This window comes from Rhizobium ruizarguesonis, assembly GCF_012349115.1.
GTDB classification, from domain to species: Bacteria; Pseudomonadota; Alphaproteobacteria; order Rhizobiales; family Rhizobiaceae; genus Rhizobium; species Rhizobium ruizarguesonis.
The window spans coordinates 41,293-63,586 of record NZ_PQIG01000078.1 but is presented as its reverse complement, the minus strand read 5'-3'; the positions used below and the strand labels follow the sequence as shown (position 1 = coordinate 63,586).

Below are 22,294 nucleotides of genomic sequence, written 5' to 3'. Positions count from 1 at the left end.
GAAGGCAAATGGAGAGTGGATATGTGACGACGCCCTTTGGGCGGCGGCCGATGTCACTTGGCATGCTGGCAAGCCAGCAACTGGCCGAGACCATCGAGCCGGGGATGAAGCGCAGCAAGTGGAAGCTGTTCAGGGCGATCTGTGAGGCGCGGCCGGCGCTTGGCGTCACCGATCGGGCGCTGACGGTGCTCGACGCGCTTCTGACCTTCTACCCAGACGACGAGATTTCCGAGGAGAAGGGCCTGATTGTCTTCCCGTCGAATGCGCAACTTTCGCTGCGCGCCCGCGGCATGACGCCAGCGACCCTCAGGCGGCATCTTGGGGTTCTGGTCGAGGCCGGCCTGATCCTGCGCAAGGACAGCCCGAACGGAAAGCGCTATGCGCGCCGCGACAGGGCAGGGACCGTCGGCGAGGCCTTCGGGTTCAGCGTGGCACCGCTTCTGGCGCGTGCAGTCGAAATCGAAAACCTGGCCGCCCAGGCGGTTGCCGACCGGGAACTGCTGCGCGCGATCAGGGAACGGTTGACCATCTGCCGGCGCGACATCTCCAAGCTGATTGCGACGGCCCTCGAAGAAGAGGTCTCCGGTGATTGGGAAGGCATTTCAGTGATGTTTCGAACGCTCCTCGCCCGGATTCCGCGCGTGGCGACCGCAGAAGAATTGGCTCCGCTGGTCGATGAGATGGGATTGCTGCGGGCTGAAGTCGTCAACTTGCTGGAAAGGCAGATAAAAACACAAAAAATAGACGCCAATGAGTCTCAGAATGAGCAGCACAAACAGAATTCAAATCCCAAATCCACCTATGAACTTGAACCAAGCTTCGAAACGAAGCAGGGCGAACGGGCAGTTGCCGATCTTGAACCGAATGCCGGATCGCCGGACGAGCAAAGACCGGAACAACCGAAGCCTTCCGGCGGGATGAGCAACAAGGCGGGGGGTGCCGCCGATCCAGGAGCCGGGCATAGCCTGAAATCCTTCCCGCTCGGCCTCGTCCTCCAGGCCTGCCCCGGTATTCTCGACTACGGGCCCGGCGGAAGCATCGGCAACTGGCGAGATCTGATGTCGGCCGCTGTCGTCGTGCGCTCGATGCTCGGCGTCAGTCCCTCGGCCTATGAGGAAGCCTGCTCCGGCATGGGGCCGGAAAATGCCGCCACCGTGATTGCCTGCATTCTGGAAAGGGGAGGGCACATCAACTCGCCCGGCGGCTATCTCAGAGATCTGACCCGAAGGACCGAGAGGGGTGAGTTTGCGATCGGCCCGATGCTGATGGCGCTCGTGCGGGCGAATGGGCCAACAGCAAGGCATGCCAGTTGACCGGAGGGAAGCCACGGCCGCGACAATCGTGTAACGAGGCGGTGTGCAATCACCGCTTTACATCTAACATGTTAGTCTGCTACATCTGAGCCGGTAATTGGGAGGAGGCATATTTGACACAAAAATTCGGGCTCTCAGTCGCTCTCGCCACACCATTCGACAGCCATGGCGATATCATGATCGAGGCGATGATCGAGCAGGCACGGCGAAGCCTCGCTGCCGGATGTTCGAGCGTGACGCTGTTCGGGACGACGGGTGAAGGTTCTTCCATAGGAACCCAGGAACGTGAACGTGTCCTCACTTCCATGCTTGATAATGGGATAGCAGCAAAGCAAATCATCGTCGGCGTACTGGTCGACGCGGCCGAGGATGCTGCGATGCAGGCCGGGCATGCGCTTTCCGAGGGAGCCCGCAATATCCTTCTTGCTCCCCCTTGCTACTTCAAAAACGTCAGTGACGACGGCGTCTTCCAGTGGTTTTCGGCTGTTTTCGCCATCCTGGGCGACAAGGCGCGAGACATTATCGTCTACAACATCCCCTCGGTCACCATGGTCCCGCTGAGCGTATCGCTGATCGGCCGACTGCGGACCGCCTTTCCCAATATCGTCACGGGCGTCAAGGATTCTTCCGGCGACTGGCCGTTCACGGAAGCGCTGTTGAAGGCGCATGGCGATCTTGTCATCCTGGTGGGGGACGAACGTCATCTGGCGAAGGGCGTGCGGCTTGGCGGCCAGGGTGCAATCTCCGGCATGGCGAATTTCGTACCCCATGAAGTCAAGCTGATGGCAGAGGAAGGCAAGGACGATTCCCGCATCGAGGATTTCGTGGACGAACTGCTGAAATTTCCGGTGACCGCTGCCGTGAAGGCCATGGTGGCTCACTTGACGTCGGATGAAATCTGGCTTGCGGTTCGCCCACCACTCGTTTCAATATCCGGCGATGGGCAGGCGCAACTCGCTCTTGCGTTCGACACTCTTTTCCGCTCGAAAGCGGCATAGGTCGGACATGTTTCTGGGAGAGGTGATGGACGGAACGGACGAGCAGCCGACACTGCGGGAAAAGGCGTATGAGAGCTTCACACGCCACCTTCTTGCGCGTGACGTGCGCCCCGGCCAGTTCGTTTCGCAGCGCCGCCTCGTCGAGCTGACGGGGCTGACGCTCGGCGCCATCCGCGAACTCATCCCGCGGCTCGAAGCCGAAGGGCTGATCAAGACGGTCCCCCAGCGGGGTTTGCAGATTGCTCATATCGACCTGAACCTCATTCGCGAGGCGTTCCAGCTGCGCGTCTTCCTGGAGAAGGAAGCAGTCGCGCTTTTCACCCGCTCTGCGTCTGACGAGACGATCGCCGGGCTCCTGAAGCAGCATCGGGATATCGCCGACGCCATTCGAAACGGCGATGGATCGCACGAATTGGAAGTGCACGCGCAAGCTGTCGATTGGGGCATGCACGACGCCTTTATCGATGCCCTTGGAAATACCATCATCTCGAATGCCTACCGGGTGAACTCGATCAAGATGCGCCTGATCAGTCAGGATCGTTTTCGCATCGATGGTCACGTCGGACCTGTCATGGGCGAGCATCTGAAAGTGCTCGAGGCGATCGAAAGACGATCGGCGGAGGACGCCGTCAACAGCCTTGTCGCACACATCAATCACGCAAGAGATCGTGCGCTGAGGATATAATCGGAAATAAACAGCCGGGGGTGAGGAGATCGCCGGCAAAAGGAGGAGGTACCACATGTCATCGTTTTTGAATCCGACGAGGCGCGGCTTTCTGGCGGGTACGGCCGCTGTTGGCGCCAGCAGCATGCTCGGCGTGCGGTTGGCGTCGGCTGCCGTCGATTGGAAGCGCTTTGCCGGCACGACGCTCGAAGTCAACCTGGTCAAGAGCCCGCGCAGCGAAATACTTCTGAAGTACCTGTCCGAATTCGAGGAGCTCACCGGCATCAAGGTCAATGCCGAAGCGACGCCCGAACAACAGCAGCGACAGAAGACGACCATCGAGCTGAGCTCCGGCAAGCCGAGCTTCGACGTCGTGCACATGAGCTATCATGTCCAAAAGCGGCAGTTCGAAAAGGGCGGCTGGCTTGCCGATATCGGCGGTTTTCTCAAGGACCCCTCTCTGACCGACCCGTCTCTGGTAGAAACCGACTTCGCCGAAGCCGGCCTGACTTTTGCCAAAGATCCGGACGGCGTTCTGCGTTCGCTTCCATTCTCGGTCGATTACTGGATCATCTATTGGAACAAGGCGCTCTTCGAGAAGAAGGGGCTTGCCTACCCGACGACGTTCGAAGAACTCGCCAGTGCTGCGGAGGCGCTCACCGATCCTTCGAGCAACACCTACGGCTTCGTCGCCCGCGGCCTGAAGAATGCCAATACGCCGGTCTGGACGTCGCTGCTGCTCGGATATGGTTCGAGCCCGCTCGGCCCCGATGGCAAGCTGCGCACGACGTCGCAAGAAGCGATCGATGCGGCCAAGCTTTATCAAAGACTGATGACCAAGACAGCCCCTCCCGGCGTTTCCGGCTTCAACTGGGCCGAGGCGCAGTCGGCCTTCCTGCAGGGCAAGATCGGCATGTGGCTGGACGGCGTTGGTTTTGCGCCGCCGATTGAGAATCCGGAAAAATCGCGCGTCGTCGGCCAGGTCGGTTACGGCATCATGCCGAAAGGTCCGAAGGCACAGGCCGCAGGCACCTTCGGCGACGGGCTTGGCGTCGTCGCGGCAAGCCAGAAAAAAGAAGCCGGGTATCTCTTCTGCCAATGGGCGATTTCGCATGAAATGGGCGCACGTCTGCTGCAGGCTGGCGCCGGGGTTCCTTTCCGCCAGTCCGTCCTCGAGGACGCGAAGGTCCGCGAAGGCGTCAAAATGCCGGGCGCATGGCTTGATGCCGTCGTCGGTTCCGGCAAGATCTCGCAGCTCGCGCTGCCGGTCATTATTCCGGTCACCGAGTTCCGCGACGTTTATGGCGTCGGTCTCACCAACATGATCGGCGGCGCCGATCCCGAAACCGAACTGAAGGCAGCGACGGCACAGTTCGAACCCGTCCTGGCAAAAAGCGAGGGATAATGGCCTCGACAAGTATCGAAACGGCCGCCGTGGCCAAGACGTCGAAAGGAAGGAGCAAACCGGATCGGTTTGCTCCTAACTACTGGCCCTTCGTCATCCCGGCGCTCATCGTCATAGCTGCCGTCATCGTCTTTCCGTGGGTGTTTACGGTCTGGATGAGCGTCAACAGCTGGACGCTCGGCCAATCGCAGGTCTTTGCGGGGCTGGACAACTACGCGCGCCTCGCCACCGACATGCGTTTTTGGGAGTCGCTGTGGCACACTGTGCTCTATACGACGCTCTCCGTAGTGGTTCCCCTTTTTCTGGGGACGCTCGCGGCGCTGATCTTTGATGCTCAATTTCCGCTGCGCGGTCTTATACGCGGCATATTCGTGATGCCGATGATGGCCACACCCGTCGCCATCGCGCTCGTCTGGACGATGATGTTCCATCCGCAGCTCGGCGTCCTCAACTATCTCCTCTCCTTCGTCGGCATCGGCCCGCAGGAGTGGATCTATAATCAGAGCAGCGTCATCCCGTCGCTGGTGCTGGTCGAGACCTGGCAGTGGACGCCGCTTATCATGCTGATCGTGCTCGGCGGTCTGGCGGCGGTTCCGCGCGAGCCCTATGAAAGTGCTGAAATCGACGGAGCCAATGTCTGGCAGAAATTCCGCTATCTGACGCTGCCGATGATCGCGCCGTTCCTGATGATTGCCGTGATTATCCGCAGCATCGATGCGGTGAAAAGTTTCGACATCATCTATGCCATGACCCAAGGCGGTCCCGGCACGGCGTCGGAGACGATCAACATCTATCTCTACAACACCGCTTTCGCCTATTACGATATCGGCTATGGCTCGGCCATGGCGGTTGTCTTCTTCATCCTCATCGTCCTGCTCTCCTTCGTCCTTATGATGCTCCGGCAGCGCGTGAACTGGTCCGACGGGGAGGCACGCTGATGAAGCGCAAGACGCTCGATCGCATCGGACTGCTGTTTGTTGCCCTGGTGATGATCTCGCCCGTCGTCCTGTTCTTCCTCTGGATGATCTCGCTGTCGCTGAAATATGAGATCGACAACGGCGCCTATCCGCCGATCTTCATTCCGGAGCGCTTGGCCTGGTCGAACTATCTGAAGGTCTTCGAAGAGAACAACTTCTTCCTCTATCTCTGGAATTCGGTGCTGGTGACGGGTGCGGCCACGCTTCTGGCGCTGCTGATCGGCGTGCCGGCCGGATATGGCATCGCGCGCCTGAAAGCCGAGAAGTCTGCCATGGTCATCATGATTGCGCGCATGACGCCGGGCCTTTCATTCCTGATCCCGCTCTTCCTGCTGTTCCAGTGGCTGAACCTGCTCGGCACGCTCATGCCGCAGATCATCATCCACCTCGTCGTCACTGTACCGATCGTCGTATGGATCATGATCGGTTATTTCGAGACGACGCCGATGGAGCTGGAGGAGGCTGCAAGCATCGACGGCGCAACACCCTGGCAGGTTTTCCGCCTGGTCGCCTTGCCGATCGCAAGGCCGGGCATCGTCGTTGCCTTCATACTGTCGGTCATCTTCTCGTGGAACAACTTCGTCTTCGGCATCGTGCTTGCCAGCCGCGAGACGCGCACGCTTCCTGTCGCGGTCTACAACATGCTCTCGTTCGAGCAGGTCAGTTGGGGTCCGTTGGCGGCGGCGGCGTTGATCGTCACCTTGCCTGTGCTGATATTGACGGTGTTTGCGCAACGGCAGATCGTGGCGGGCCTGACGGCCGGAGCCGTCAAGTGAGCTGGTGAGACAACGGTTTTGACGACTTCTGCTGCCTTCGAACAGCCTCCCGGTCAGGCGCGCCGCGTCTTGTGTGTCGGCGCTGCGGTTATGGACACACTGTTTCGCGTGCGCTCGTTACCCACCGGCCAGGGCAAAATTCTGCCCTATGATATGCTGCAGATCGCCGAGGGCATGGCATCGAGTGCCGCCTTTGCGGTCACCCGACTGGGCGGCCATGCCAGCCTCTGGGGTGCGGTCGGCAATGACGACACCGGCGAACGCATCATTGCCGACCTCAGCAATAGCGGCATAGACACGAGCGGCGTGGTGCGCGTCGAAGCCGCCCGCTCGGCCGTCTCGACGATCCTTGTCGATGATCAGGGCGAGCGCTTGATCGTGCCTTTCTACGATGCGGGCTTGCACGAAACGGTCAAGCCGGTCACGCAACAGGATGTTTCTGCTTTCGATGCGGTGCTGGTCGACGTGCGGTGGCCGAAGCTTGCATTGCGGACGCTATTGGCCGCCCGAGAGGCGGGAAAGCCGGCCATTCTCGATGGCGACGTCGCAGGCGATGGCGTGATCGAGATGCTGGCACCGGCGGCCAGCCACATTGTGTTCTCGCAGCCGGCCGCCGAGCGGCTTGCCGGAACGGCCGAGCTGGTGAAGGTCGTCGGCCTTCTCAAGCGAAAGTTCGAGCATGCCTTCATCAGCGTCACGGCCGGCGAAAACGGCTGCTTCTGGTTCGACGACCGAACCGGCGAAATCGTCCATCTTGCGGCTCCGAAGGTGAGGACCGTCGACACGCTCGCAGCCGGCGATATCTTCCATGGCGCTTTTGCGCTGGCCACTGCGGAAGGCTTACCGATCGAAGAGACGATGCGCTTTTCATCCATGGCGGCAGCACTCAAATGCCAGGTGTTCGGTGGACGTATCGGTGCCCCCACAAGAGCCGAAGTCCGCGATGCTCTCCGGGATTGGAGAGCTGGACGGTAGTCGTGCGGGCCTGCGGCATGCGTTGTCAAAGCCAGTTTAGGATCAGCGCTCCATCAGCTTTTGACCGAGCCGGCTGTCATGCCGGCCAGGAAGTAGCGTTGAGCAACCAGGTAAAGGACCAGAAGAGGAAGGGAACCAAGCACGCTCATCGCCATCATCTCGTTCCATTCGAAGGCGTGCTGGCCCATCAGAAGCTGGATACCGATCGGAACGGTTCTGAGGTTCATCGATTTCGTCAGCGTCAGCGCGAAGAGGAATTCGTTCCAGGCCAGCAGAAACGTGTAGACCGCCGTGGCGACGATCCCCGGGATGGAGACGGGAACGATGACGCGCCATAGCGCCGTCCAGCTCGAGCCGCCGTCGACAAGGACGGCCTCGTCCAGCTCTTTCGGCAAGGTGTTGAGATAGCCTGTCATCAGCAGGATGGCATAGGGCAGCGTAAAGACCATGTAGGTGAGGATCAGCGCCAGATAAGTATCGAAGATCCTGAAGGCCACCACCATTCCGAAATAGGGGATGAGAAGGGTGATCGGCGGAACGGTCTGCGTGCTGATGATGAAGATGTTCAAGGTGTTCTTGAACCGGAACTGATAGCGGCTGAATCCGTAGGCGGTCACGATGGCGACGACGAGGGTCAGGCCGGTGACGACGCCGGCGACGAAGTAGCTGTTGATGAAGAACCGCACTTTCACCGGATCGTTGAAGATCGTCAGATAGGCGGCCACCGTGAAATCCTGCGGAAAAAGCCGCGGCGGAAGGGCGAAGATTTCGGTATTCGATTTCAGCGAGCTGAAAAACATCCACACGATCGGGAAGGCTGAAAAGACCAGGCCGATCGCCAGTCCGAGATAGGTCAGGATGGTCGGCAATACCGAGTTCTTGAAGGAACGTTTTGCCATGGCGGTCACCTGCGCTGCTGGTGTTTGATGTAGAAGTAGGTGACGCTCATCGAAATGATCAGGATGATCATTGCGCTCGCCGAAGCCAGTGAAAATTCATATTGGGAGAAGGCGAGCTTGTAGGTGAAGGTGGAGAGCACCTCCGTCGAATAGATCGGACCACCGCCCGTCGTCATCCAGACGAGCGGAAAGACCTGCATCGTCCAGATGAAATCGAGGAGCGCGATGCTGATGATGATGGGCATTAACTGCGGAATGGTGATGTACCAGAACTTTTGGAGTTCGTTCGCGCCATCGATACCGGCTGCCTCGTAAAGCTCCTTCGAAATGCCCTGGAGGCCGGCAAGCAGGCTGACCATGTAGAGCGGATAGCCTGCCCAGATGTTTGCGAAGGTCAAAGCGTGGATGGCGGTGCGCGTCGACGAAAACCACTCGACCTTGAAGTTGATGATATGGAGCGCCATCAGCACGCTGTTGACGACGCCGTTCGGGTCGAGCAACAGGCGCCAGATGATGGCGATGATGACGGCCGTGAACAGCCAGGGCAGGATGAACAGCACACGAAGGATGCTGCGAATGAGCGGATCGACGCGGTTAGTGTTTAATAACAGCGCGAATGCCAAGCCGATGATGAAGTGGAAGACGACGCTCATGATCGTAAAATAAAGCGTCTGTGCGACCGACTGCCAGAAGACGGGATTCTCGAAGATGGTCAGATAATTCTGCACGCCTGCGAACGCGGCGTCCTTTTTCATGATGGCGCCGTCCATCAATGAATATTTGAAGACCATCACCATGGGAAACAGCATCAGCAGAACAAGCAGCAGGGTCGCCGGCGAAACATAGAAATACGGCACCAGCTTCCTCAAGGTGCTGTAACGAAGTCTTGCTTTCCTTCGCGGCTTGGCGTGCGCGGCGACGAGAGCCGGAGCGGAATGATTCATGAGCTGTGACTTCCCGTTCTGCCAAGATTTGACGACTTACACCGGCAGCGCCAGGTCGCGCTGCCGGTGATCCGTGAAAGCGACGTGCTTAGAACTTCGCGAGCCAAGCCTTCTCGGTATTGGCAGCTGCATCCTTGGCCGACTGTCCGCCGTCGAACATCTTCTGAACTTCGACGTTCATGTCGCGCATCAGCTCTTCGGCAACCGGAAGACCGACGAATTCGTTCGCAGGATAGCCGCTCTGGAAGATTTTAAAAGCTTCCGCGAAGATCGGGTCCGAGGCCACGAAGTCCGGCTTGGCATGGACGTTGCCGGGGAAGGCGTTGGCAATCGAGACCAGACGGCCGTTGACGTCAGGGCTCATCAGGTATTCGACCAGCTTCCAGGCCTCTTCCTTGTGCTGGCTGCCCTCGCTGATGCCGATGCCCCAGGAGGCATAGGGCATGCCGCGCTTGCCGGTGTAGCCGTCAGTGGCCGGCAAGGCGGAGATGCCGAATTTGAGCTTCGGATTGCGCTCGCGGATGAGGTTCACATGCGCGAGTGAATCGACCATCATGCCGACGCGGCCGTTGACGAATTCCTCGACCTTGTCCTGTTCCTTCTTGGCGAAAATGCCGGGAGAAATCACGCCTTCCTTGTTGAGGGAGGAGAGATAGTCGAGCGTGCCGACGACGGCATCATTTTCGAGGTCAGGCTTGCCGTCCTTCATCATCGAGGCGCCGGAGGCCCAGACCCAGGACATCACATCGTTCTGGATACCGCTCGGAGACTGCAGCGACAGCGGCAGAACCCAGCCATACTGGTTTTTCGAGGCGTCGGTCATCTTCTTCGCGGCTTCAGCGAATTCCGTGCGCGTCGTCGGCAGCTTGTCGACGCCGGACGCCTTGGCGATATCCAGGTTCACGAAGACGGGATAGACGAAGGATGCCAGCGGGAACATCACGCTCTTGCCATCGACCTTGACGATATCGGTGATCTGGCTCTTGTCGTACTTCGCCTTCTCCATCAGCTCGTCCATCGAGGCGATCGCGCCCTGCTTGGCAAGCCCGTTTACCCAGGCGCCATCGAGGCCCACCACGTCGCTCAGCGTTCCCGAGGCGGCGCCGACGACGATCTGGTCACGCGTCGTGGCATAGGGACCGCTGACCAGCGTCACCTTGATGCCGGGGTTTTTGGCTTCGAAATCGTTCATGATGCCGCGCAGGGCGCCAGACGGCATTTCGGGTTCCCACCATTGAATGAACTCGATGGTGGTGTCGGCAAACGCCGATGTGGCGCAGAGCGCCCATACCGCCACGGCAGCCCGCATCGTCACGCCGAATTTTCTGATATTCATATGTGCCTCCCAAAGATTGTCAGTTAATCGATCCTCCTCAAGATCGTAGGCAAAGTAGGTTCCCTGACGCCCCTATCTGTCAATGAAGAACTGCGATCGCGAAAAGATGGGAGGCCGGCATTCACGGCGCGCGTTGAGTTAAATCATTGATAGAAAATCAAAAAATTGATTGACGTCGTCAGTATTTTTCTGCAGCATTTGTATTGCTTGTGACGCATTTTTTCTTTACTTTCGTAAACAAATGAAAGTTTACCCAACAAAATGAAAAGCGCGGCACCCGGCTTCTTCGCTGCAAATTTTCGAATTTTGAGTGCTGAAACAAGCGCCTTTTGCAACCACGCGGCGCAGACTGAACAAGTCGCAAATGAAGGGAATATTTCGATTTTCGAAAGGGAGGGCAGAACCTGCACAGTGACGGATCAGGCCGGCTTATGTGTTGATTTTCGACGGTACCGGAAAACGAAGATCACCCTGTACAAATTGCCGAATGCGTGATTTGGCGCGTCGGCGGATCTGCCGTTGAGTGCGAAATCATTGCCGATCAGTGTCGTCGTCCCGCCAATAAGGAATTGAATGGCCAAGAAAAGTTATAAATCGATGGACGACTTCGCGACCGCCGCCGGCGTCTCGCGTCCGACCTTGTCGAAATATTTCGATGATCCCTCGCAGATCAAGGAGGTGACCCGCAAGCGTATCGAGGCGGCTCTCAAGAAGTCGCATTTCGAGCCGAATCTTTTCGCCCGGCATCTCAATCGCAAGCGGACCAGGAATATCGGCATTCTGGTGCCGACCATGTCGGATCCCTTTTATGTGCAGGTCGTGTCGCTGATCGAGCTGGAGTTGCGCGAAAAGGGATTCTGGCCTGTCCAGATCTCGTCCCACACGCGGCCGGAGCTGGAGGCGGAGGCCGTTCGGACCTTGCTGTCGCTGAAGGTCGCAGGTGCGATCGTGGCGCCGCTCGGGGCCGGTTCTCGCCGTTCCGCGTTGGAAAGGCTGAGCGACGCAATCCCCGTCGTCTGCTTCGACAATCCCGCCAGCGCCGACCTTCCTTATGTCGGCAACGACAACGCGCAAAGCATGGCAGCCATTGTGCAATATCTCTGCCGGTCCGGTGAGCCACCGATCTTCCTGGAAATTCCGCATTTGACCGAAAATGCCGGTGAGCGGCAGGAGAGCTACCGCGCGACCATGGCGAGGGAAGGGCATTCCCCGCTGGTCATCGATTGCGACGCACCACCCTCTTGGGAATTCGAGCGTCTCGGATACGAGCAGATGCAGAGAATCCTTGCGAATGGCGGTCTTCCCGGCAAAACGCTGCTATGCGCCAACGATCGCTTTGCTTTCGGTGCGATGGCTGCCGCATTCGCTTCGGGACTGAAAATCGGCCGTAGTGACGCGTGCGACGTACGCATTGCCGGGCACGACGACCACCCGCTGAGCCGATATACCTGTCCGTCGCTGACGACGATGGCCCAGAACGCGCCGGAGATCGCCGCGAAATCCGTGGAGCTTTTGCTGGCGCATATCGAAAGCGAGGATGATGGAACGACCCCTGTGACGAACAGGGTGATCCTCGAAGCGACGCTTGTTATGCGCGACTCGGCTTGAGTCAGTCGCGGTTGCGCTTCAACGGGCAAGCCCAGGGTCCATGGTGCGCCAGGCCATAGCAATGGCTTCAAGGGCCTCTTGCGCCTCCGGAATGGCCCGTCGCTTCGATACGAAGCCATGGATCTGTCCGGCCCAGGTCCGGCTTGTGGCCTGCGCTTCCAAGCTGAGCCGCTCGGCATAAGCGGCCGCTTCGTCGAACAGCACGTCGTATCCGGCAAGGATCACGAGGGCCGGCGCCACGCCTGCTAGCGACGCCGCGCGTAGCGGCGAGGCGCGCCAATCCGGCCTGCTCGCGGCTTCCGGCAGATAGTGGTCTCGGAACCATTGCATCGCTGCGGCCGTCAGGCCGTAACCCTCCGCATAACGCAAGTAGCTGTCGCTTGCCTGCAATTGGTCGGTCACCGGATAGATCAACACCTGTCCGATGACAGCCGGCACCTGTCCGTCCCGTGCCAGCAGGGCGACGACGGCGGCCAGATTGCCGCCGGCGCTATCGCCGGCGACGAGAATTCGCAAGGGATCGATACCGAGCGCATCCGCCTGCTCCGTCATCCAGACGAGTGTGGCGGCGCAATCGTCAATCGCTGCCGGAAAGGGGTGTTCCGGGGCCAGGCGATAGTCGGGCGAAACGACGACGGCGCCTGCCATATTGGCAAGCGTCCGGCAGATATCCTCATGGGTTTCCGGCGCGCCGATCACAAAACCGCCGCCATGGAGATAAAGCAAGGCCGGTGCGCCCTGGCGCGGCGCGGATCGTCCGCGCCATATCTTCAACCGGATGGCGCCCGCATGCCTTTCCAGGATCTCGGCCACGTCTTCGAGCGGCCGCTGGATGTCTGCGAAACTGTCCAGATATTGCTGCCGCGCCAGCGCCGGCGTGCAGTTTTCGACCGGCGTTTGTGGATCGCCAGGCCATGCAAGCGCGCGTTTGGCGGATTCGTCGAGTTGCGTCATGCCAGCAAACTCCTCGCTTCTTCTTCCCGCAATTCTTTTGGCTGCGCGACGATACCCGCAATGGTCTGCGCGACACCGGTTTCACCGGCACGCAGGATCGCTTCCATGACTTCGAGCACATGCAGCGCGAGATCGCCCGAAGCACGCGGCGCACGGCCTTCGATGATTGCGCGCGCGAGATCGGCAAGGCCAAGCATGCGGTAGTTGGCACGATCCGGCGCTGCGATCGGCCAGTTGACGGCGCCGAAGAGGTCGCCTGATGTATCCGTTTCCTGCCAGGGCGCGCCACGGCTGGACAGCGCGACGGAGCCGCCGAAATTGTCGGGGTCGGGCAGGCGCAGCGAGCCTTCGGTCCCGTGGAGCTCGATGGGGTGGTTGGAATGGCGGAAGACGTCCCAGGAGGTGCCGAAGGTGACCGTAGCGCCGCAATCGAATTCCAGCAGCGACAGCACGCTGGTCGGCGTGCCAACCTTGAACGTGGTGCCCTGCTTCCGTCCCTCCGCCGTGATGAGCCGCTCTTCCTGCCCGCTTGTGGCGACGGCCTGCACACGGCGGATCGGCCCTATCAGATTGACCATCATCGTCAGATAGTAAGGCCCCATATCCATGACCGGGCCTGCGCCGGCCTGGTAATAAAAGCTGGGATCCGGATGCCAGTGCTCCATGCCGCGTCCCATCATGAAGGCTGTCCCGGTCACCGGCTTGCCGATGGCGCCGGCTTCCATTCGCCGCCGGGCATGGCGTCCTGCCGCCCCGAGGAACGTGTCTGGCGCCGAGCCGAGCATGAGGCCCTTTAAGGCGGCGGCATCCACCAACCGGCGTCCTTCTGCGGCCGTGACGCCGAGCGGCTTCTCAGTGAAGACATGCTTGCCTGCCGACAGCGCCCGCATCGAAACGTCAAAATGTGCAGCCGGGATCGTCAGATTGAGGATGAGGTCGATGTTCTTGTCGTCGATGAGGCTATCGACGTCAGCGGCGCGCAAATTGAACTCGGCCGCGCGGCGCGTGGCGGCGTCTGCGTTGAGGTCTGCGCAGGCGATGATTTCGACGCCGCAAAACAGCGGCGCGTTGCGCATATAGGCGAGCGAAATGTTGCCGCATCCCACCACGCCGATCCTGAGTTTCATACCATTGGTCTGTGTCATCGAAGAACCTGATTTTGCGATTGCGAGTGCGAAGGATTGAGGGGCGCGTTACAATTTAATCGCAAGGAATAAAATATATTGACGCACGGTAACATTTGACCGTACGTAATGGCAAGACGCTGGCGTCGCAATCCTTGCTGAAGAGCCCGCCGTTCCGGTCTTCGGCCGCCTCTCCCGGCGGAAGGGGTTTTCGGCAAGGCCGGCGAAGCCCCCGAGGATTGCTCGCGCGGGGAAGCCGCCGGCTTCGGTATCGGCTGTCATCAACGAATAGGTCAGGACCGAGATATGAAAAATGCTGAGCTGCGGATCGGCTGCCAAACATTCACCTGGGAGATGCTGGGTACGGGTTGGAGCGGCGGTCCGGACGATCTGGTGCGCGCCATTGCCGATGGCGGATATGCCGGTATCGAAATCACCGATACGATGATTGATCACTACGCGCTCAGGCCTGCCGACTTTGCCCGCACCCTGACGGATGCCGGTTTGGCGCTGGTCTCCTTTGCCTTCGGCTCCGCCAGCGGCTTCACGGTGCCGGAAAAGATTGCCTCCGATCTCGACACTGCGCGGCGATGGGTCGATTTCGCCGCGAACTTTCCCGGTGCGCTGGTATCGATGGGATCGGCGACGGTCGTCTCGGATGGTCCGCGCGATGAGAAGTTTGCGATTGCGGCCGAGTGCTACAATCGTGCGACCGAGATCGGACAGTCGGCTGGGGTCACTGTAGCTGTCCATCCTTCCTCGCATCACAATACGCTGCTCTTCACCCGGAACGACTATGATCGCCTGTTTGCTCTCTTGGATCCAGGAGTGGGTTGGGTGCCGGATACCGGCCATATCCTGCGTGGCGGCCAGCAGATCGGCGACACGCTGGCGGCCCACCGGGACCGGATCCGCTACGTGCATCTGAAGGATGTCGACGCCGGTGGGACCTGGGCGATGCTGGGCGAAGGCGTTTGCGACGTGCCTGCCGTGATTTCGGCCGTTCGGGATGCGCCGAACTTTATCGGCTGGATCGTGGTGGAAGAAGAGTCCGACCATGCCGGAACCGATCCTGCCGCCGCCGTTCGCGCGAACCGTGAGACGCTTCGACGTCTGGGATTTTAGCCCATCTCGCTTTCCCCGGCGTCGGCCGGGGCCTCCGGCCCGCGCCAAAGTCTCTCCCGGTTCTCTTCTGAAATGGACAGGTGGACTGCAGGTCACGCGTAGCGAACCTCCACGCCCAGCTTGTCCAGCCGGTGGCGAATGCTGTGCGGCATGTTGCTGTCCGTGATGATCAGATCGACGCGCGATAGCGAGAAGGCTTTGGAGGAGGCGCCGATGTCAAATTTGCTCGAATCCGCCACGAGGACGACACGCCGGGCCATGCGAACCAGGTTGCGCTTTGTCCGCGCAATGTCCTCGGAGACATCGACGACGTCGAAGGCCTGATCGATCGCGTGGGCGCTGACAAAGGCCTGGTGGGCGACGAGGCCGCCGACCGCCTTGTCGGAGTCCGATACGATGGTGCTCACGGTGCTGGGAAACACGCGGCCGCCGATCATGTGCACGTCGAGTCCGGGCCGGTACATCAGATGCTGGGCGATGTTCATTGCCGTTGTCGCAACCACGACGTTGCTGACCGGGGGCATCTGCATGGCCACCTGCAGCAGCGTCGAACCGCTGTCGAAGACGATCGACTGATTGTCGATGATCTGTCGCGCAGCCACCTGGGCGATGCGTCGCTTTGCATCGAAATTGCGTTGCATGCGTTCCTCGAAGGCCGCCGCCGGCGAGTCGGACGGCAGGGCAATTGCCCCGCCATGCGTTTTGATCAGTTGCTTCTTCGCGTCCATGATTTCGAGATCGGAGCGGATCGTCACTTCCGAGACCTCGAAGAATTCCGCGAGCTGGCGGGTGCGGGCCTGACCGACCCGTTGAAGTTCCAGCATGATCTGCTGCCGCCTTTGTTCTGCAAGCATATGTGATCCCGACCTGCCGCCCTTTGCGACCATATGACTTTTGAAAAACGAAAGTTCGCCGCCTTATCCTACGGCTCGTGCTACAAAAATAGCCGCATCATGACGAAAATGCACGTCAAAAATTCATCATTGATGTAAAAACGAAAGAAATCGAAATATTGAATATTTGTTTGTTTTCGAGTTAGGGTTTCCTCAGCATCGGCGCCAGCAATCGCAAAGCCGGCAATCACAAAGGAAGTATCGCCATGGGTCTCGGAACCAAAGTCCGCCTCGCACGCCTGTTCTCGAACCCATCGGGTCATCTGTTCGGAGGCGCCGTCGATCATTTTGTCGGTTATGGCAATGTGCGTGAGGGCGGGCTTGCCGACCTGCCGGGTGCGCTCAGACGCGTCATGGCGGGAGGGCCCGACTACATCAGTATCCAGCCTGGCGCGGCGCGCCACCTGTGGTCGGAATATGCCGGAAAGGCAGCGCTCGTCATACAGGGCGGTTGCTTCACCGCCGACGACCGTATTCGTCAGCTCATCGCGACCCCGGAGGACGCGGTGCGTTATGGTGCGGACGCTCTGGCTGTTGCCATTCCCGTGCGCGGCGCCACCGAAGGAGAGTACATCCGCTGGCTCACCGATACGGTCAACGCTGCTGCCCGCTTCGAGATGCCGGTCGTCGCCCATGTCTATCCCCGTGATTTCTCCGACGGCGGCAAGATCGTATTCACCCCGGATGAGATTGCCTATGCGGTGCGCATCGGCTTCGAGGCTGGCGTCGACGTGATCAAGGTGGGCTATACCGGCGATTTCGAATCCTTCCGCGAGACCGTTGCGACCTGCCCGGTTCCGGTCGTGATCGCCGGCGGCCCGAAGACCGATACGCTGCTCGGAGCGCTCGTCCAGACGTCGGAAGCATTGCGCGCTGGGGCCAAAGGCGCGGTCGTCGGACGCAACCTCTGGGGTCACGGCGATACGACCATGGCCGCGCGCGCCTTCAAGTTCGTCATTCACAAGGGGATGGCGCCGGAGGATGCGCTGGCGGCGGCCGGTGCTTGAGACGTGTCGCGCCCTTTCCAGGTTCTGGGCTTCGGCGCCCTGGCAATCGATGACATCATCTATGTCGATCGGGGGCTGACGGCCGGCAAGGGGAAGATGACGAAGCGCGCCACGGACCATGGCGGCAACGTGGCGACGGCTCTTGTTGCCGTCGCCCGGCTCGGCGGTCGCGCCGGCTTCATCGGCTGGCTCGGCGATGAGACAACGGCCGACATGGCGGGCAGCGAGCTTGAGCGCGACGGTGTCGACATATCGCTGGCTCCCCGCCACGCGGATGCCGCGCCGATCCGCTCCGTGATCACGGTCGGTCCCGACGGCGACCGGTTCATCGCCTATGACGACAATGTGCTGCACGGCACGTCGGATGCGCTTTCCGACGATGTTTTGATGCAGGCCCCGGTATTGCTGATCGATGGCTATGCCACGCACTCCGAAAGTGTCGTGGCGCGCGCACGCGCCTTGGGCCTGGCCGTGATTGCCGATATCGAATGGACGGTCGGTGCCGCGACCGACCGGATCCTGGCTTTCGCAGATCACCTGGTGCTGCCGATTGCCTTCGGACGGGAGTACACCGGCGAGGGTGATCCAACGATGATCCTGGATAAGCTCTGGTCAAAGGATCGGTCCGCGGTTGTTCTGACTGATGGCGAACGAGGGACCTACCTCCGCCAGAAGGGCGATGCCACCCGGTGGCATATGCCGGCCTATCAGGTTCAGGCGGTCGACACGACCGGCGCCGGTGATTGTTTTCACGGTGCCTACGCCCTTGCCCTTGCGGAGGGCAAGAGCCCACTTGAATGCACTGCCTATGCCACGGCGGCGGCGGCCATTTCCGTGACCGCACGGGGAGGGCGCAGAGGCCTGCCAGATCACCAGACGTGTCTGGCATGGATGGCGGCGGAGAATACGCCTGTGCCAATGCCGATGCCGGGATGCCAAAAATGAGCGCGGGCGGCGATGGGTGCCGGCTCCGGTAGACCGCCCCAACAGAGCCTCACGGGTGACGTGTCATTGAATCGCATTGAGTGATCTCTCAATAGCTGTACTTCGATCAAAAAATTACGCGCGGCAAAAAATATAGTTCCGCAAATGATTTTTAATTAATCGTAAAAGATTTATATTTTTCAAATAGATACGAAAAACTTCTGGCGATCTTCGGCGAATTATCCTCGAATCTTTTGTTGACTTTGAAGCTCAGTCCTGAGCCTTCTTGTCGAAACGATCGGAGACGGCGGGGAGCGCCGTGTGAAGATGTGATCCGGACTGGCACGGGAGGACGAGACGTGGCTGTGGTTGTACTCGACAAAATCTGCAAGACCTATGGAAACAGCTACCATGCGATCAAGGATCTGAGCCTGACGATCCATGATGGCGAGTTTCTGATTCTGGTCGGTCCATCCGGATGCGGAAAATCGACCGCTCTGCGCATGATTGCCGGGCTCGAGGAAATCAGCAGCGGAACATTGAGCATCGGCGGTCAGGACGTCGTGGATCTCGCGCCCAAGGACCGGGACATTGCCATGGTCTTTCAGAGCTATGCGCTTTATCCGCACATGACCGTCTTCGACAACATCGCCTTTTCGATGAAGCTGGCCGGAAAGAACAAGGCCGAACGCACCAAGCGCGTCCACGAAATCGCCAAGATCCTGCAGCTGGAGCCCTTGCTGGGCAACAAGCCCGCGCAGCTTTCCGGCGGCCAGCGCCAGCGTGTTGCGATGGGACGCGCCATGGTCCGCGAACCCGCGGCATTCCTCATGGACGAACCGCTCTCGAACCTCGATGCGAAGCTGCGCGTTCAGATGCGGGCGGAGATCGCCAGCCTGCAGAGACAGCTGGGCGTGACGACGATCTACGTGACGCACGACCAGACCGAAGCGCTGACCATGGGCGATCGGGTCGCGGTGCTGAAGGGCGGCGTGCTTCAGCAGGTGGATACGCCCAAGGCTCTATATCACCGCCCGGTCAATGCGTTTGTCGCCGGCTTTATCGGTTCGCCGTCGATGAACCTTTTCGAAGGGCGTCTGGCGAGCGGACGGATCCATCTGCCGGGCTTCTCCATTCCCTTGTCCGGCGGCGCTCTCGAGCGCGCTCCCGGTCTTTCCGCTTTCGAGGGAAAGGACGTGATCTTTGGGGTCAGGCCCGAGGACCTCTACGACAGCCGGTTGCCGTCTGGAGCCTCCCATCCGACGATCCCGGGTGTCGTGAAGTCGATCGAGGAGCTCGGCTCCGAACTGATCGTGCATTTGAAGATCGACGCGGTCCGGATCGACTCGGGCGACCCCGATGCCGTCGAGGACCTGAGCGGGGCCGCCAATGCCGTCGCGCGGTTCGAAGCGGTCAGCGCGGTCGAGACAGGCCAATCGATCGATCTGGCCATCGACCCGGCGAAACTGCACTTTTTCCACCCTCAAACGCATATGGCGCTGTGATGTGACGAGGGAGAGCCGCCAGGCGCTGGTGGCAGTCCGGCCAGAAGCAGTCGGCGACGTTCGATGTCTTGAAGGCATTCCATCCGACGCCGAAACCAGCATTCATCTTCAATATCCGACCCAAAGGGCTTATCGATGCCAGCAAAACAGGAACGACGTCTCCGCATCGGCGTATTGGGAGCGGGCCAGATTGCCCAGGCCGCGCACTTCGAGAGCTGCACGAAGGCAGCCAATGCCGACCTCTATGCGATTTGCGACGTGGCCGAAGATCTCCGCGAACGCATGGCAATCACCCATGGGGCGGAAAAAACCTATGGCGACTATGACAAGATGCTGGCCGATCCCGATCTCGATGCCGTGGTCATCGCGACGGCCGATGCCTTTCACGTCCCGGCTTCTCTACGCGCCCTTCAGGCGGGCAAGCATGTCCTCTGCGAAAAACCCGTCGGCGTCACCATCGAGGAATGCCTTGAACTGAAGGCTGTGGTCGACAAGTCGGGAAAGGTGTTCCAGGTCGGACACATGAAGCGTTTCGACGCGGGGCTCCAGGCTGCCAAATCCTTCATCCGCGATGAAATGGGCGAGATGGTCGCTCTCAAAGCATGGTATTGCGACAGCACGCATCGCTATCCGATGACCGATGCGGTCCAGCCGCTGATCGTCACCAGCGCCAATGCGAAGAAACCCTCCGCCAATCCGAAAGCCGACCTGCGGCGTTACTACATGCTTGCGCACGGTTGCCATCTAATCGACACGGCACGTTATTTCGCCGGCGACATCGTCTCCGTCAACGCTCGTCTGTCGGAGCGCGCCGGTATCTGGTGCTGGTTCGTGGACGTGGAATTTGCCTCCGGCACGCTCGGCCATCTCGATCTTACCGTCCAGGTGCGCATGGACTGGCACGAAGGCTTCCAGATCTACGGCAAGAACGGCAGCATTTTGGGCAAGACCTATAACCCATGGTACTACAAGACCAGCGAGGTGGACATTTTCCGGGAAGCGGACGGCGCGACCCATCGCGTTCTCGGTGCCGACGGCCATTTCTACCGCCGTCAGGTCGAGGGCTTCGCCCGTACCATTCTGGATGGCGCGGTGATGGAAGGCGCCGATATCGATGATGGCCTGGCATCCGTCCGGGCCATGGTTGCCGTCGCGCGCTCCGTCGAAAGCGGCAAGGCGGTTGCGCTGGCTGACGTCACGGGTGGCGTGTGATGAAGCTCGGCATCTTCGCAAAGACCTTCGAGGGAACGGAACCCGCAACCGTTCTCAACTCGGTCGCCGCGGCCGGGTTCACCTGCGCACAATATAATATGGCCTGCTCGGGCCTTGCGCCGATGCCGGAGATCATCACGGAAGTCCAGGCCGGCTCGGTCGCCGAAGCGGCGCGCGAAAGCGGCGTCGAGATCGTTGCCGTTTCGGGCACCTTCAACATGATCCATCCGGATCCCGCCGTGCGCGAGGCCGGCCTTCGCAGACTGGCAACGCTGGCCGAACGCTGCGCTGGCATGTCGACGGCTCTGATCACGCTTTGCACCGGCACACGCGACCCCATCGACCAGTGGAAGGCGCATGCCGACAACGACACGCCGGAGGCTTGGCGGGATCTCCTCGACGCCATGGGCGCGGCCATCGAGATCGCCGAGCGCTACGATGTGGATCTCGGCATCGAGCCCGAGCTTGCCAATGTCGTCAACTCGGCTGAGAAAGCCTATCGGCTGATCGCGGCACTGAAGAGCCCCCGCATCAAGATCGTGCTCGATCCGGCCAATCTCTTTGAGGTCGCGACGCTGGATGAGCAGCGGAGTATTGTCTCTTCCGCCATCGACCTTCTGGCCGATCGGATCGTCATGGCGCATGCGAAAGATCGCAATCCGGACGGCAGTTTCGCGACCGCCGGCAAAGGTGTCCTCGACTACGCGCATTATCTCGGCCGTCTCAAGGCGATCGGCTTTAAGGGCAGTCTCGTCACGCATGGCCTTTCGGCTTGGGAGGCGGCCGGTGCGGCGAGTTTCTTGAAGAGCAGTCTCGGCGGTGAAGCTGCGGGGGCAGGAGCATGAGACGGGCGCAACCGTTCGAAACCAGCGACGGGACTATTCTCAATGTCGATATGGCGGGCGAGGGCGCGTCCGTCATATTCCAGCACGGCCTATGCGGAGACGTGGCGCAGACCGACGAAGTCTTTCCGCTCGAAGCGGGTTTTCGCCGGGTTACCATCGAAGCGCGCGGCCACGGCCATTCCCAAGCCGGCAATCCGGAGCGGTTATCGATCGCGACCTTCTGCGATGATATCGCCGCCTATATCGAGAAAAACCTTACGCCGCCGATCGTCATCGGCGGCATCTCGATGGGTGCTGCGATCGCCTTGCGTCTCGCGGTCAAGCGACCCTATCTTGTCAAGGCTCTGATCATTGCAAGGCCGGCCTGGCTGACGGCACCCGCGCCGGAGAATATGGCACCCAATGCCGAAGTCGGGCATCTTTTGAAAACTCTGCCACTGGGCGAGGCAAAGACCGCGTTCCTTGCCGGGCCGGTGGGCGTGCGGCTCGCCGCCGAGGCGCCGGACAATCTGGCCTCGCTTGCCGGCTTTTTCTCCCGCACGCCTTTGGAAGTGACCGCCGAGCTGCTCACCAGGATTTCCAATGACGGTCCTGATGTGACCGACGAGGAGGTCCGCGATCTCACTGTACCGACGCTGGTCATCGGCCATGATCGGGACAGCATTCATCCTCTCAGCCATGCGCGTGCTCTTGCCGAGCGGATTGCCGGCGCGCGTTTGGTGCAGATCACATCGAAGACCGAGAGCCGCCCGCAATACGTCGCCGACTTCCGGCTTGCCATGGGCAATTTTCTGAAGGAGCTCTGAAAAC

At 60.2% G+C, this 22,294-nt stretch carries 21 protein-coding genes; 15 read left to right on the top strand and 6 right to left on the bottom strand.

Annotated elements, in window-relative coordinates; translation table 11 throughout:
* Positions 1-8 precede the first annotated feature (8 nt).
* From repC to C3Y91_RS16420, 7 genes are all read left to right on the top strand, one after another.
* Positions 9-1,313, top strand: a complete 1,305-nt coding sequence (gene repC, locus C3Y91_RS16450) for a plasmid replication protein RepC (protein ID WP_130663304.1) — start codon at positions 9-11, stop codon at positions 1,311-1,313.
* Positions 1,314-1,426: 113 nt separating this feature from the next.
* Entirely contained in the window at positions 1,427-2,311 is an 885-nt protein-coding gene (locus tag C3Y91_RS16445; RefSeq protein WP_130663303.1) for a dihydrodipicolinate synthase family protein, read from the top strand.
* Between the two features lie 7 nt (positions 2,312-2,318).
* Positions 2,319-2,996 (top strand): GntR family transcriptional regulator, encoded by a 678-nt coding sequence (locus C3Y91_RS16440; protein ID WP_024319755.1) that lies wholly within the window; start codon positions 2,319-2,321, stop codon positions 2,994-2,996.
* A gap of 55 nt (positions 2,997-3,051) precedes the next feature.
* Positions 3,052-4,380, top strand: coding sequence for an ABC transporter substrate-binding protein (locus C3Y91_RS16435; protein WP_168575589.1), 1,329 nt, complete (start codon positions 3,052-3,054; stop codon positions 4,378-4,380).
* The gene (locus C3Y91_RS16430) at positions 4,380-5,318 is read left to right on the top strand and encodes a carbohydrate ABC transporter permease (protein ID WP_018480642.1); all 939 of its coding nucleotides are present in this window, start codon (positions 4,380-4,382) and stop codon (positions 5,316-5,318) included. The genes C3Y91_RS16435 and C3Y91_RS16430 overlap by 1 nt, the downstream gene beginning before the upstream one ends.
* A complete protein-coding gene (locus tag C3Y91_RS16425) occupies positions 5,318-6,133 on the top strand; it encodes a carbohydrate ABC transporter permease (protein WP_003550140.1) in 816 nt (271 codons plus the stop codon). The genes C3Y91_RS16430 and C3Y91_RS16425 overlap by 1 nt, the downstream gene beginning before the upstream one ends.
* Before the next feature lie 18 nt (positions 6,134-6,151).
* A complete protein-coding gene (locus C3Y91_RS16420) occupies positions 6,152-7,108 on the top strand; it encodes a sugar kinase (RefSeq protein ID WP_168575588.1) in 957 nt (318 codons plus the stop codon).
* A gap of 53 nt (positions 7,109-7,161) precedes the next feature.
* Here C3Y91_RS16420 and C3Y91_RS16415 read toward each other — a convergent pair whose 3' ends face one another.
* The 3 genes from C3Y91_RS16415 to C3Y91_RS16405 form a co-directional block, all read right to left on the bottom strand.
* Positions 7,162-8,007: a carbohydrate ABC transporter permease gene (locus C3Y91_RS16415; protein WP_018480632.1), complete on the bottom strand. Its 846-nt coding sequence runs from the start codon at positions 8,005-8,007 to the stop codon at positions 7,162-7,164.
* Between the two features lie 5 nt (positions 8,008-8,012).
* The gene (locus C3Y91_RS16410) at positions 8,013-8,951 is read right to left on the bottom strand and encodes a carbohydrate ABC transporter permease (RefSeq protein ID WP_024319757.1); all 939 of its coding nucleotides are present in this window, start codon (positions 8,949-8,951) and stop codon (positions 8,013-8,015) included.
* A gap of 88 nt (positions 8,952-9,039) precedes the next feature.
* The gene (locus tag C3Y91_RS16405) at positions 9,040-10,287 is read right to left on the bottom strand and encodes an ABC transporter substrate-binding protein (RefSeq protein ID WP_024319758.1); all 1,248 of its coding nucleotides are present in this window, start codon (positions 10,285-10,287) and stop codon (positions 9,040-9,042) included.
* A gap of 573 nt (positions 10,288-10,860) precedes the next feature.
* Between C3Y91_RS16405 and C3Y91_RS16400 the strand changes: the two genes are divergently transcribed.
* Positions 10,861-11,895 (top strand): LacI family DNA-binding transcriptional regulator, encoded by a 1,035-nt coding sequence (locus C3Y91_RS16400; protein WP_168575587.1) that lies wholly within the window; start codon positions 10,861-10,863, stop codon positions 11,893-11,895.
* Between the two features lie 18 nt (positions 11,896-11,913).
* Here the strand turns inward: C3Y91_RS16400 and C3Y91_RS16395 are convergent, their stop codons facing one another.
* On the bottom strand, positions 11,914-12,849 hold the full coding sequence (locus C3Y91_RS16395; protein ID WP_164042825.1) for an alpha/beta hydrolase: 936 nt from the start codon (positions 12,847-12,849) through the stop codon (positions 11,914-11,916).
* Positions 12,846-13,994: a Gfo/Idh/MocA family protein gene (locus C3Y91_RS16390; RefSeq protein ID WP_130665745.1), complete on the bottom strand. Its 1,149-nt coding sequence runs from the start codon at positions 13,992-13,994 to the stop codon at positions 12,846-12,848. Before C3Y91_RS16390 ends, C3Y91_RS16395 begins: the two co-directional genes overlap by 4 nt.
* 285 nt (positions 13,995-14,279) lie before the next feature.
* Here C3Y91_RS16390 and C3Y91_RS16385 point away from each other — a divergent pair, with 285 nt between their 5' ends.
* Positions 14,280-15,098 (top strand): sugar phosphate isomerase/epimerase family protein, encoded by an 819-nt coding sequence (locus C3Y91_RS16385; RefSeq protein ID WP_130665744.1) that lies wholly within the window; start codon positions 14,280-14,282, stop codon positions 15,096-15,098.
* A gap of 92 nt (positions 15,099-15,190) precedes the next feature.
* On the opposite strand, the gene C3Y91_RS16380 is transcribed toward C3Y91_RS16385, so the two are convergent.
* Positions 15,191-15,952 (bottom strand): DeoR/GlpR family DNA-binding transcription regulator, encoded by a 762-nt coding sequence (locus tag C3Y91_RS16380; RefSeq protein WP_168575586.1) that lies wholly within the window; start codon positions 15,950-15,952, stop codon positions 15,191-15,193.
* Positions 15,953-16,197: 245 nt separating this feature from the next.
* Between C3Y91_RS16380 and C3Y91_RS16375 the strand changes: the two genes are divergently transcribed.
* The 6 genes from C3Y91_RS16375 (at position 16,198) to C3Y91_RS16350 (ending at position 22,290) form a co-directional block, all read left to right on the top strand.
* Complete coding sequence (locus tag C3Y91_RS16375; protein ID WP_018073131.1) at positions 16,198-16,998, top strand: beta/alpha barrel domain-containing protein; 801 nt, start codon at positions 16,198-16,200, stop codon at positions 16,996-16,998.
* A 3-nt stretch (positions 16,999-17,001) separates the two neighbouring features.
* Positions 17,002-17,943 (top strand): PfkB family carbohydrate kinase, encoded by a 942-nt coding sequence (locus C3Y91_RS16370; RefSeq protein ID WP_168575585.1) that lies wholly within the window; start codon positions 17,002-17,004, stop codon positions 17,941-17,943.
* A gap of 338 nt (positions 17,944-18,281) precedes the next feature.
* Positions 18,282-19,427 (top strand): ABC transporter ATP-binding protein, encoded by a 1,146-nt coding sequence (locus tag C3Y91_RS16365; RefSeq protein ID WP_130673602.1) that lies wholly within the window; start codon positions 18,282-18,284, stop codon positions 19,425-19,427.
* A 135-nt stretch (positions 19,428-19,562) separates the two neighbouring features.
* The gene (locus C3Y91_RS16360) at positions 19,563-20,639 is read left to right on the top strand and encodes a Gfo/Idh/MocA family protein (RefSeq protein WP_168575584.1); all 1,077 of its coding nucleotides are present in this window, start codon (positions 19,563-19,565) and stop codon (positions 20,637-20,639) included.
* A complete protein-coding gene (locus C3Y91_RS16355; RefSeq protein ID WP_168575583.1) occupies positions 20,639-21,484 on the top strand; it encodes a sugar phosphate isomerase/epimerase family protein in 846 nt (281 codons plus the stop codon). The genes C3Y91_RS16360 and C3Y91_RS16355 overlap by 1 nt, the downstream gene beginning before the upstream one ends.
* Positions 21,481-22,290 (top strand): alpha/beta fold hydrolase, encoded by an 810-nt coding sequence (locus C3Y91_RS16350; RefSeq protein WP_168575582.1) that lies wholly within the window; start codon positions 21,481-21,483, stop codon positions 22,288-22,290. Before C3Y91_RS16355 ends, C3Y91_RS16350 begins: the two co-directional genes overlap by 4 nt.
* Positions 22,291-22,294 lie beyond the last annotated feature (4 nt).

Excerpts from the sequence above, each read along its gene's own strand:
- repC (WP_130663304.1), top strand. The coding sequence starts at position 9 with ATGGAGAGTGGATATGTGACGACGCCCTTTGGGCGGCGGCCGATGTCA.
- C3Y91_RS16440 (WP_024319755.1), top strand. The coding sequence starts at position 2,319 with ATGTTTCTGGGAGAGGTGATGGACGGAACGGACGAGCAGCCGACACTG.
- C3Y91_RS16435 (WP_168575589.1), top strand. The coding sequence starts at position 3,052 with ATGTCATCGTTTTTGAATCCGACGAGGCGCGGCTTTCTGGCGGGTACG.
- C3Y91_RS16430 (WP_018480642.1), top strand. The coding sequence starts at position 4,380 with ATGGCCTCGACAAGTATCGAAACGGCCGCCGTGGCCAAGACGTCGAAA.
- C3Y91_RS16425 (WP_003550140.1), top strand. The coding sequence starts at position 5,318 with ATGAAGCGCAAGACGCTCGATCGCATCGGACTGCTGTTTGTTGCCCTG.
- C3Y91_RS16415 (WP_018480632.1), bottom strand. The coding sequence starts at position 8,007 with ATGGCAAAACGTTCCTTCAAGAACTCGGTATTGCCGACCATCCTGACC.
- C3Y91_RS16410 (WP_024319757.1), bottom strand. The coding sequence starts at position 8,951 with ATGAATCATTCCGCTCCGGCTCTCGTCGCCGCGCACGCCAAGCCGCGA.
- C3Y91_RS16405 (WP_024319758.1), bottom strand. The coding sequence starts at position 10,287 with ATGAATATCAGAAAATTCGGCGTGACGATGCGGGCTGCCGTGGCGGTA.
- C3Y91_RS16400 (WP_168575587.1), top strand. The coding sequence starts at position 10,861 with ATGGCCAAGAAAAGTTATAAATCGATGGACGACTTCGCGACCGCCGCC.
- C3Y91_RS16395 (WP_164042825.1), bottom strand. The coding sequence starts at position 12,849 with ATGACGCAACTCGACGAATCCGCCAAACGCGCGCTTGCATGGCCTGGC.
- C3Y91_RS16390 (WP_130665745.1), bottom strand. The coding sequence starts at position 13,994 with ATGACACAGACCAATGGTATGAAACTCAGGATCGGCGTGGTGGGATGC.
- C3Y91_RS16385 (WP_130665744.1), top strand. The coding sequence starts at position 14,280 with ATGAAAAATGCTGAGCTGCGGATCGGCTGCCAAACATTCACCTGGGAG.
- C3Y91_RS16380 (WP_168575586.1), bottom strand. The coding sequence starts at position 15,952 with ATGCTTGCAGAACAAAGGCGGCAGCAGATCATGCTGGAACTTCAACGG.
- C3Y91_RS16375 (WP_018073131.1), top strand. The coding sequence starts at position 16,198 with ATGGGTCTCGGAACCAAAGTCCGCCTCGCACGCCTGTTCTCGAACCCA.
- C3Y91_RS16360 (WP_168575584.1), top strand. The coding sequence starts at position 19,563 with ATGCCAGCAAAACAGGAACGACGTCTCCGCATCGGCGTATTGGGAGCG.
- C3Y91_RS16355 (WP_168575583.1), top strand. The coding sequence starts at position 20,639 with ATGAAGCTCGGCATCTTCGCAAAGACCTTCGAGGGAACGGAACCCGCA.
- C3Y91_RS16350 (WP_168575582.1), top strand. The coding sequence starts at position 21,481 with ATGAGACGGGCGCAACCGTTCGAAACCAGCGACGGGACTATTCTCAAT.